At 73.9% G+C, this 8,568-nt stretch carries 8 protein-coding genes; 2 read left to right on the forward strand and 6 right to left on the reverse strand.

The annotated features are described in order from the left end of the window. A partial coding sequence (locus V6V89_RS40455) for a PucR family transcriptional regulator (RefSeq protein WP_442935317.1) occupies window positions 1-1,009 on the reverse strand: 1,009 nt, incomplete at its 3' end. Here V6V89_RS40455 and V6V89_RS40460 point away from each other — a divergent pair. Further along, window positions 918-1,553 carry a phosphatase PAP2 family protein gene (locus V6V89_RS40460; protein WP_334625011.1) on the forward strand — a complete coding sequence of 212 codons (636 nt, stop codon included), beginning with the start codon at window positions 918-920 and terminating at the stop codon, window positions 1,551-1,553. The two genes, V6V89_RS40455 and V6V89_RS40460, sit on opposite strands and share 92 nt — an antisense overlap. Here the strand turns inward: V6V89_RS40460 and V6V89_RS40465 are convergent. Both V6V89_RS40465 and V6V89_RS40470 read right to left on the reverse strand, forming a co-directional pair. Continuing rightward, window positions 1,550-2,206: a response regulator transcription factor gene (locus tag V6V89_RS40465; RefSeq protein WP_334625012.1), complete on the reverse strand. Its 657-nt coding sequence runs from the start codon at window positions 2,204-2,206 to the stop codon at window positions 1,550-1,552. The genes V6V89_RS40460 and V6V89_RS40465 overlap by 4 nt on opposite strands. Before the next feature lie 88 nt (window positions 2,207-2,294). Next, complete coding sequence (locus V6V89_RS40470; protein WP_334625013.1) at window positions 2,295-3,458, reverse strand: sensor histidine kinase; 1,164 nt, start codon at window positions 3,456-3,458, stop codon at window positions 2,295-2,297. A gap of 266 nt (window positions 3,459-3,724) precedes the next feature. On the opposite strand from V6V89_RS40470, the gene V6V89_RS40475 reads away from it, so the two are divergent. Beyond that, complete coding sequence (locus V6V89_RS40475) at window positions 3,725-4,045, forward strand: hypothetical protein (protein WP_334625014.1); 321 nt, start codon at window positions 3,725-3,727, stop codon at window positions 4,043-4,045. Here the strand turns inward: V6V89_RS40475 and V6V89_RS40480 are convergent. Genes V6V89_RS40480 through V6V89_RS40490 form a run of 3 tightly spaced genes read right to left on the reverse strand, consistent with a single transcriptional unit; the run spans window position 4,042 to window position 8,398 of the window. After that, window positions 4,042-5,223: an MFS transporter gene (locus tag V6V89_RS40480; protein WP_334625016.1), complete on the reverse strand. Its 1,182-nt coding sequence runs from the start codon at window positions 5,221-5,223 to the stop codon at window positions 4,042-4,044. The two genes, V6V89_RS40475 and V6V89_RS40480, sit on opposite strands and share 4 nt — an antisense overlap. Then, a complete protein-coding gene (locus tag V6V89_RS40485) occupies window positions 5,220-6,923 on the reverse strand; it encodes an ABC transporter permease subunit (RefSeq protein WP_334625017.1) in 1,704 nt (567 codons plus the stop codon). The genes V6V89_RS40480 and V6V89_RS40485 overlap by 4 nt, the downstream gene beginning before the upstream one ends. Window positions 6,924-6,925: 2 nt before the next feature. Then, complete coding sequence (locus V6V89_RS40490) at window positions 6,926-8,398, reverse strand: ABC transporter substrate-binding protein (RefSeq protein WP_334625018.1); 1,473 nt, start codon at window positions 8,396-8,398, stop codon at window positions 6,926-6,928. Between the last annotated feature and the right edge of the window lie 170 nt (window positions 8,399-8,568).

An 8,568-nucleotide genomic window follows, 5' to 3' on the forward strand; every position in this document is an offset into this window, starting at 1 on the left:
CGGCCGCGACCGGGCGCGGCGCGGTCGGCCACGCCGGCGCGGCGCGGAAGCCGGCGAGCGCCGCGCGCGCCGATTCGGTGGCCTCGTCGAGGCTCGGCACCGCCGGGCCGACCACGACCGGCCCCGCGCCGAAGCCGGCGAGCAGCTTCTCGGTGGCGTTCACCGGGTCGGCGGCGCCGCCCAGCACGATCACCAGCCGGTCGCCGTGTACCCCGCCGATGATCTCCACACCGATTCGTCTCGCCGCGCGGTACACCGTGTGCAGGACCGCCGCGACCTCGCCGCCCGGTGACCGACCGACCGCCACGGCCACCGGAGGCGCGTCTGCCCAGCCCAGTGCCGCCGCGCGGCTCGCCAGGACGTCGGAGGAGTCGCCGCGCAGCAGCGCGTCGACAAGCAGCGCCTGCAACCGCGCGTCCCAGGCGCCGCGCGACTCCGCGGCCCGCGCGTAGACGCGCGCGGCCGAGAACGCGACCTCGCGCGAGAACTTGAGTACGGCCTCGCGCAGCGCGCGCTCTTCGCCGGGGGCGGCAAGATGCGGTACCTGTTCCTCCGCCACGTCGATCGTGACCTTGATGAGGGCGACGGTCTGCTGGAGCGAGATCGACCTCGCGAGCGCGCGCGGCGCAGCCTCGAAGATCTCATCGGAGATGTCCTGGCTGCCCGCCTGCGTGTCGCGGCGCAGCCACTCCACCAGTGACCGCACGCCCGCCTGCGCGACCAGCATGACCCACGCACGCTGGTCGGCGGGCAACTCGCGGAACCAGGGCAGCGTCTCGTCCATGCGGGACACGCTCGCGGTGGCGAGCGCGCCCGCGGACCGCTCGACCCGGCGTAGCGTCGCCTTGAGCTCGCCATTTTCGCTGGTACCCACGGGTCCAGCGTCGCACGTCCGGCGACGTGCCACTATTGCCGGGATGATCGCCCGTCCGCCGCTCGCCGTGTCGCTGGCCGCTCTGGCCGGCTTCCTGATCCTGATGGCGCTCGTGCTCGCCGACTGGGCGCCGATCGAACGCCTCGACCTGGCGGCCAGCGGCGACTTCCGGAGCTACGGCGCCTCCAATCGAGACGTGATCTCCTTCGTGCGGACGGCGACCGACGTGGCGGCGACCCTGCCGTTCCTGGCGTACGGGTGCGCCGCCGTCCTGTACTTCGCGGTGACGCGGCAGCGGGGGGCGGCGGTGTTCTGCGCGCTGGTGACGGCCGCCATCCCGCTGCTGTGGGGCGTCATGCACTGGGCGCTGCACCGGCCGCGTCCGCTGGACGGATTCGTGTTCGTCGACAGCAACGGGTTTCCGAGTGGGCACACGTCGCACGCGGCGGCGGCCGGCCTCGCGGCGGTGCTGCTGCTGTGGCACCGCGTGGGTCGGCTGGGGCGCGTCGTGACGGTGGTGGCGGCGGTGCTGTTCGCCCTGCTGGTGGGCGCGACCCGTGTAGTCCTCCTGGCCCACTGGCCCACCGACGTGTTGGGTGCGTACCTCCTCGGACTCGCCGTCGTCCCTCTCCTGGCCCGCGCGGTGCCGGCGCGAGAAAGGGAGCGGGCTGGGGCCTAGGGCGGCGGAGCGGGAAGGGATAGATCCTGGGCGAGGATCGCGGCCTGGACGCGGCTGCGGAGCGCCAGCTTCGCCAGGATGCGGCTCACGTGGGTCTTGGTCGTGGACTCGGCCATGGCGAGCCGCTCGGCGATCTCCTGGTTGGACAGGCCCAGGCCGAGGCACGCCAGCACCTCGCGCTCGCGCGGCGTCAGCGCCTCCACGGCCGCCCGCAGCGCCGCCGGCGTCGCGGGTGCCGCCGCCGCGAACACGCCGATCAGCCGGCGGGTCACGCCCGGCGCGATGATGCCGTCACCGCGGGCCACCGTGCGGACCGCGGTGATCAGGCCATCCGCGTCGGTGTCCTTGAGCAGGAACCCGGCGGCGCCCGCCCGCAGCGCGCCGAACACGTACTCGTCGAGGTCGAACGTGGTCAGCACCAGGACGTCGGCCAGGTCCTGGGCGACGATCTCCCGGGTGGCGGAGATCCCGTCCAGCCGGGGCATCCGCACGTCCAGTAGCGCGACGTCGGGGCGCAGCCGCTGGCAGAGCGCCACCGCCTCCTCGCCGTCGGCGGCCTGCCCGACGACCGCCACGTCGGGCGCGCCGTCGAGGATCAGCACCAGCCCGGCACGCACCGCGTCCTGGTCGTCGGCCACCACTACCCGGATCATGCGCCGCCTCCCGCAGCCGCCACCAAGCGGAGCGACTGGCGGCTACAGGCACGCACAAGAGGCGCAGGACCCGCGCCAGCTAGCTCCGTCATGCGGGCAGCTCCGCGCGCACGCGCCACAGCTTGCCGTGCCGGCCCACGTCGAGCCGGCCGCCCAGCAGGGCCGCGCGTTCCCGCATGCCGATCAGTCCGGCGCCCGCGCCGGGCGCGGCGGGTGCGGAGTTGACCGGGTTCTCCACCGTCAGCAGCACCATGCCCGCCGTGTACCCAACTTCGATGCCCGCCTCGCCGGTGCCGTGCTTGAGCGCGTTGGTGAGCGACTCCTGCACGATCCGATACGCGGCCAGGTCGACGCTGACCGGAAGTGCCCTGGGCTCGCCGACGGTCTCCAGGCGCACCGCCAGGCCTGCACCGCGCGCCTGGGCGACCAGCCGGTCGACCTCGCTGAGCCGGGCTCTGGTGAGGGCGTCGGGGTTGGCCTCCTCGCGGAGGAGTTCGATCATTTGGCGCATCTCTGCCAGGCCCTGCACGCTGTTCTCCCGGATGACTCGCAGCGCCTGGTCGACGGCGCCATCGCCGGCGTCGCCCGAACGGTCGCGGATCGACAGCGCGGCCGTGGAGTGGATGGCCACCGCGCTCAGGTGGTTGGCGATCACGTCGTGGAGCTCCCGGGCCATTCGGGTCCGCTCGGCCGCGACCGCCTGCTGCCGGTCCAGCTCGACGAGGCGCGCGGTCTGCTCGGCGCGGGCGCGTTCAGCGCTGGCCTGGTCGCGGTACTGCCGCACGCTGATCCCCGTGACCGCCGGCAGCACGAGGCCGAGGGCCGGCACGATGCCGAGGACCAGCCCGCGCCAGGAGCCGAGCAGAGCGATGCCCGCGACGGCTCCGGCCGCGGTCAGCACGATGCTGACAACGAGTATCCGGCGCCACAACCGGATCGGGCCGTACACGCACGCGTCGTAGATCACCTGGCTGTATACGAGGATGGTGGGGAGCGAGCCGCCGAGCAGCAGGTCGCCGACGACCGCGACGGTGCCGATCGCGAGGCCGGTGCGCGTGGCGATACGGCGCAGCACCAGGGCCGCGCAGGCCACCACGAGCGGCGCGACGAAGAAGGCGATCGGGGTGTTCGTGCCGGTATCGAACGGATGCGTCACGCCGACCGCGAGCATGAGGAGCCCGCCAGCGAGGGACACGCCGGCAATCGCGAGATCGCGCCGCATGGTCCCGCGTTCCAGTCCGAGCCGTGGCACCTTTCGATCACATCACACAGGTACGCCGTCGGCCTCCGACTGCGTGGCGAGGTGTAAGGGGCGGAAGTCCGTCGAAGGATGTAGCCCACCGACCGGTTTGTGAGGTTCTCACTCGTGCCTCCGGTTCGCCCGGTCGCGCGGCACTGAAGGGCGACAGTGGCCTCGCTCACTGTGGGCCACGTTATTTCGGAGGTGGCCGGATGAGTGATGTCATAGGGGCCGGGGAGGCTGGCGTTGGCCGAAACCGCCAGTGAAGGAGGCCAGAGATGGCGCACGGGGAGGCCGAGCACGGCGTCGACGGAGAGCAGCACTACGTGCTGGGCAGTCACGACCCTCCCGGCCGGCAGATGCGCTGGGTGTGTGGTGCCGGCCCGCACGCGGTCGCTGGCCCGGCCGAGGCCGTCGAGGAGCCGCCGACGCTCGCCGACGAGGCGGACGACGACGGCGGCCGCATGCTGCCCAAGCGAGGCGTGCCGCCGGCCTGCCGCACGCGCTCGGAAGGCTGGGCGGGCGCCCACCCGCATCTCGCGGTCCGGCCGAGGCGCCGGGGCATGCGCCGCGAGCGTCCCCCAGGCCGGTGGTGCTAGGCCCTCGCCAGCTCCGCGGTGCGCGGGCGTGCCGCCACCCGCACCGCTGCCAAACCAGCCACCGGCACCGCCGCCAGCGCGAGCCACACCAGCGCCCCACCGGCCTCCAGCAGGGCTCCGCTCGCCGCGCTCCCGGCCAGCACCACCGCACCGGAGATCGACGACAGCGCGCCCGTGTACAGCCCGAGGTGCGCGTCCTCCACGAGGTCGGGCAGCCAGGCGCGGGTGACCGGTACGACCAGCATCTGCCCAACGGTCAGTAGGCCGACCATCGCAGCCATCGAGAGCGGCGGGGAGGGCAGGGCCGCGACAGACGCGAAGCCCGCCGCGATGATCAGCAGACCTGACGCCATCGCGGTGGACGGCGCCAGGCGGCGCGCCGCCCATCGGGTCACCGGCAGCTGCGCGACGATCACCAGGGCCGAGGAAAAGGCGAAGAGCACGGCGACCGCCGTCGCAGAGTCCAACCGCGCCGGTACCGCCAGGTAGAGCTGGTTGTACGCCAGCAGGTACGTGCTGTAGGCGAGGCTGAGCGCCAGGAACCGCCTGTTGCGGATGAGCAGCCGCAGACCGTCCGGCGTGTGCCGGCGCCCCGCCGCGCGCGGCGCACCGGGCGCGTGGCGTGGCATCAGCCAGGCGTGTCCACAGAGGATCGCCACGAAGATGGCCGCTCCGGCGAGGCAGGCCGCGCGGAAGTCCACGAGCAACAGGAGCGCACCCACCAGCGGGCCGGCGAAGGCGCCGATCTGCCCGGCGACCGAGAACACCGCCAGCACCTCGGTGCGCGGCCCTCCGCCCTCCCGTTCGTGCCGCACCGCCTGCCGGGCCACCTCGGACTCGACGGCCGGGGAGAAGAGCGCCGCCGCGACGCCGATCAGTAGGACCGCGCCGACGACCGTCGAGGTGCTGCTCGCGTACGCCAGCCACCCGAAGCCGGCCACTCGCAGCGCGCATCCCACGAGTACGACCGGGCGGGCGCCGAACCGGTCGGTCAGCGCGCCACCGACCACGAAGAGCCCCTGCTGGCTGAACGTGCGCAGCCCGAGGACGAGGCCCACCAGCCACCCGGCCAGGCCCAGATCGTCGCCGAGGTGGCCGGCCAGGTACGGCAGCACCGCGAAGAACCCGACGTTGAACGCGAGTTGGGTGCCGATCAGCAGGCGCAGCAGCGGGCTCACCGGCGTACCCCCGCCAGCGACACGGCCAGCACACCCAGCAGCGCGAGCGCGCTCGCGGGGGCGGCCACGGTCCAGGGTGCGCGTTCGGCGTACGCCTGGCTCTCCGCGAGGAGCTGGCCCCACTCCGGCGCGGGCGGCGCGGCGCCCAGGCCGAGGAACCCGAGAGCGGCCAGCGCGAGCGCGATCGCCGGGATGCGCAGTACCGCGTGCCGCAGCACTGGCGGCAGCACGGCGGGCAGGATGTGCCGGCGCAGCACGTGCCACCGGCCGGCACCGAGAGCTGTAGCGGCGACCAGGTGCGTGCCGGCACGCTCCTGTTCGGACAGCGCGGCCGTGTGCGCGGCGAGCGCCGCCCAGCCGACCAGGGTCACCGCGAGCGCCGCGCCGACCGTGCCCCGACCGACCGCGCCAGCCACCAGAAGTCCCGCCACCACAGCCGGTATCGCGTTCAGCACCTCGACGACGCCCGAGGACAGTCGCGGCAGCAGCCCGGCGAGCACACCCACGACGAGCGTGGCGACAGTGACGGCGAGCGCGGCGGCGAGGGTACGCAGCGCGCCGTGCCCTAGCCGGGCCAGGATGTCGCGGCCGACCGCGTCGGTCCCGAGTGGATGGTGCCAGGACGGTGCGGACAGCCGGGCAGCGGTGTCGACGTGCCACGGGTCGCGCAGCAACCCCAGCCCGATCGCCACGACGAGTACGGCGAGCAGTGTGAGCGGCAGCGCAGCGGTCACGCGGCCGGCGGCGAGGACGGGCAGGTGCAGCGGCGGCAGCGCGCGGGCGCGCAGGGCGGGGCCCAGCAGGGCGCGCCGTGCGGCCCGAGCAATCAGGCCAGTGGCCGCGCCGAGCAGCACGAGCGCGAGCGTGGCGCCTTGGAGCGCCGGCAGGTCCTGCGCGATGGCGGCCTGTAGTGCGTACCGCCCGAGGCCCGGGATCGCGAAGAGGCTCTCCACTGCCACCGCGCCACCGGTCAGGCCGACGGTGACGAGGGCGAGCTGGGGGAGCAGCACGGGCAGGCAACGGCGCAGGGCATGCCGGGCGATCACGCGTGGCGGCAGGCCCGCGGCGGTGGCGGCGCGCGCCCAGGGCTCCGCGAAGGCGGCTGGCAGCGCGTCGTCGAGCAGCCGGCCGAGCAGCGCGCCGGCCGGTACGCCCAACGCCAGTGAGGGCAGGATCATCGACTGTGGACTGTCCCAGCCGTACGCCGGCGCCCAATCCAGGCGCACCGCCACCACCGTGACGAGCGCGGATGCCAGCAGGAACTCGGGCAGCGCGGCGAGTAGGGCGCCGGCTGTGCCGGAACGGGTGCGGCACAGCCGGCGACGTGATCCTAAATGGAGGGTGCGGAGGCACAGCGCACCGGCCACCGGTAACGCTACGGCGAGCGCCCCGACCATGAGCGTGAGCGAGACGCCGAGCGCGCCGACGAGATCCGGCAACACCGGCGTACCCGAGATCCAGGAGGCTCCGGCGTCACCGCGCAGCAACCCGGCGAGCCAGCGCCCGAGCAGCGGCAGCGGCCCCCCGTCCGTGCCGATCTCCCGCCGGATCGCGGCCAGCACCTCGGGAGTCGGTTCCTGCTCGGCGGAGCGGGTGCGCAGTACCGTCAGGGCCGGATCCGTGCGGGCGAGCCACGGCAGCGCGCCGACCGCCGTCACGATGGCCGCCGCCGCGGCGGCCCGGCCAGCCAGTGCCGGCATGCCTAGCTCCGGTAGGTGCCGGCACCGACGAGGGTGCGCTCGCGGGCGTCGGGCAGCACGCCGGTAACGCCCGATGCCACGCCCTGCACGACCCGCTCGTGCAGCAGCGGTACGGCGGCGTCGGTGGCGATGATGGCGGCCTCGGCGCGCATGATCGCGGTTTGCCGGGTCGCGCCGTTACCGGCCGCCCCCGCCTCCGACACCGCACGGTCCACCGCCGGGTCACAGAGCTGGGCGATGTTGTAGCTGCCCGCGCACGTGAAGTCGCTCGCGAGGTACGAGACCGGATCACCCGTGTCGAGCGCCGCCGAGCGAGACAGGATCACCGCGTCGAAGGTGCCGGCGAGGGCGTCGGCCTCTAGGCGGGAGTACTCGCGCACCTCCTGGCGGACCGCGAAGCCGGCCTCTTCCAGCTGGCGCTGGACCACCGTGGCGATCTCCGGTAGCTCGGGCCGGTTGGTGTACGTGGCCAGCACCACGGTCCGGCCGGCGACCGCACCGGGTGCGCGGCGTTCCGGAGTGACCCGTTGCCGCGCCGCCCACGGAAGCGCCGGCCCGAAGAGCCCCTGGGCGGTGTCGGCACGCCCCTCGTAGACGCCCTCGACGATCGGTCGGGGCCGCACCGCGACCCTGGCGGCCGCCCGTGCCGCCGGTTCGGCGAACGTGCCCTTGGCGGTGTTGAGCAGCAGGTTTACGGTGCGCATGGTCGGCACCTCGTGCAGCGTGGCGCGGTCGAGCACAGCGGCCTGCGCGATGGGGATCGTGTCGACCACGTCGACGGCGCGGGTGCGCAGCGCGTTGGCCCTGGTCGTGCCGTCGGAGACGAACTCCACGTCGAGCCCGGCCGCGCGGGCGGGCTCGCCCCAGTACCCGTCGAACCGGTCGGCGGCGACGCCCTGCGCGCCCCGTACCTCCGTGAGAACGAACGGGCCGGTCGCGGCGCGGATCGGGTCCGGCTGGCTGCCGGCGTACGCGGACGGTGCGAGGATGCCGAGCGTCGGGCTGGACATCCGCTGCGGCAGGAGTGTGTCGGCGACGTCGGTGCTGACGGCGACGGTGTCGGGGCCGGTGGCGGTCGCGGTGAGGGCGAGTCCGGTCAGCACGCGCAGCCGGGGCGTCGCCGCGTTCGCGCGGCGCAGGGCGTCAGCCACGGCCGCGGCGGTGACCGCGGTGCCGTCGTGGAACGTGGCCGGGCGCAGCGTGAAGGTCCACGTCCGGTCGGCTGTGCGACGCCACTCGGTGGCGAGGGCGGGTCGGGCGGCACCGTCCTCGTCGAGTCGTGTGAGGCCTTCGATGACGCCGAGCTGGCTCAGGCGTACCGCGTCGTCGCTGTGCGGCGACATGCCCCGCGTGGGTAGGAAGGCGAGCGCGACGCGGAGTCGCGCGTCTCCGGTCGCGGCGGCGGGCTCGGCGCCGCCGGCGAAACAGCCGGTGAGCAGGAACGGAGCGGCCAGAAGCAGGCTGAGTCGTCGCATAGCTAGGGGAGGTTACATGAAAACCGTTATCATCTCCATGTGATGGGACGTCACGCGCGCGGGCCGTGAGCGCACGCAGGCGGCGCTGCGAGTCGATCAAGGTTGATCGCATCGATCAAGGGCAAACGCACGTGGAAATGAGATCGAACCACGTGCATTTGCCCTTGATC

The organism is Micromonospora sp. CPCC 206061 (assembly GCF_036906915.1).
In the GTDB taxonomy this organism is placed as follows: Bacteria; Actinomycetota; Actinomycetes; order Mycobacteriales; family Micromonosporaceae; genus Phytohabitans.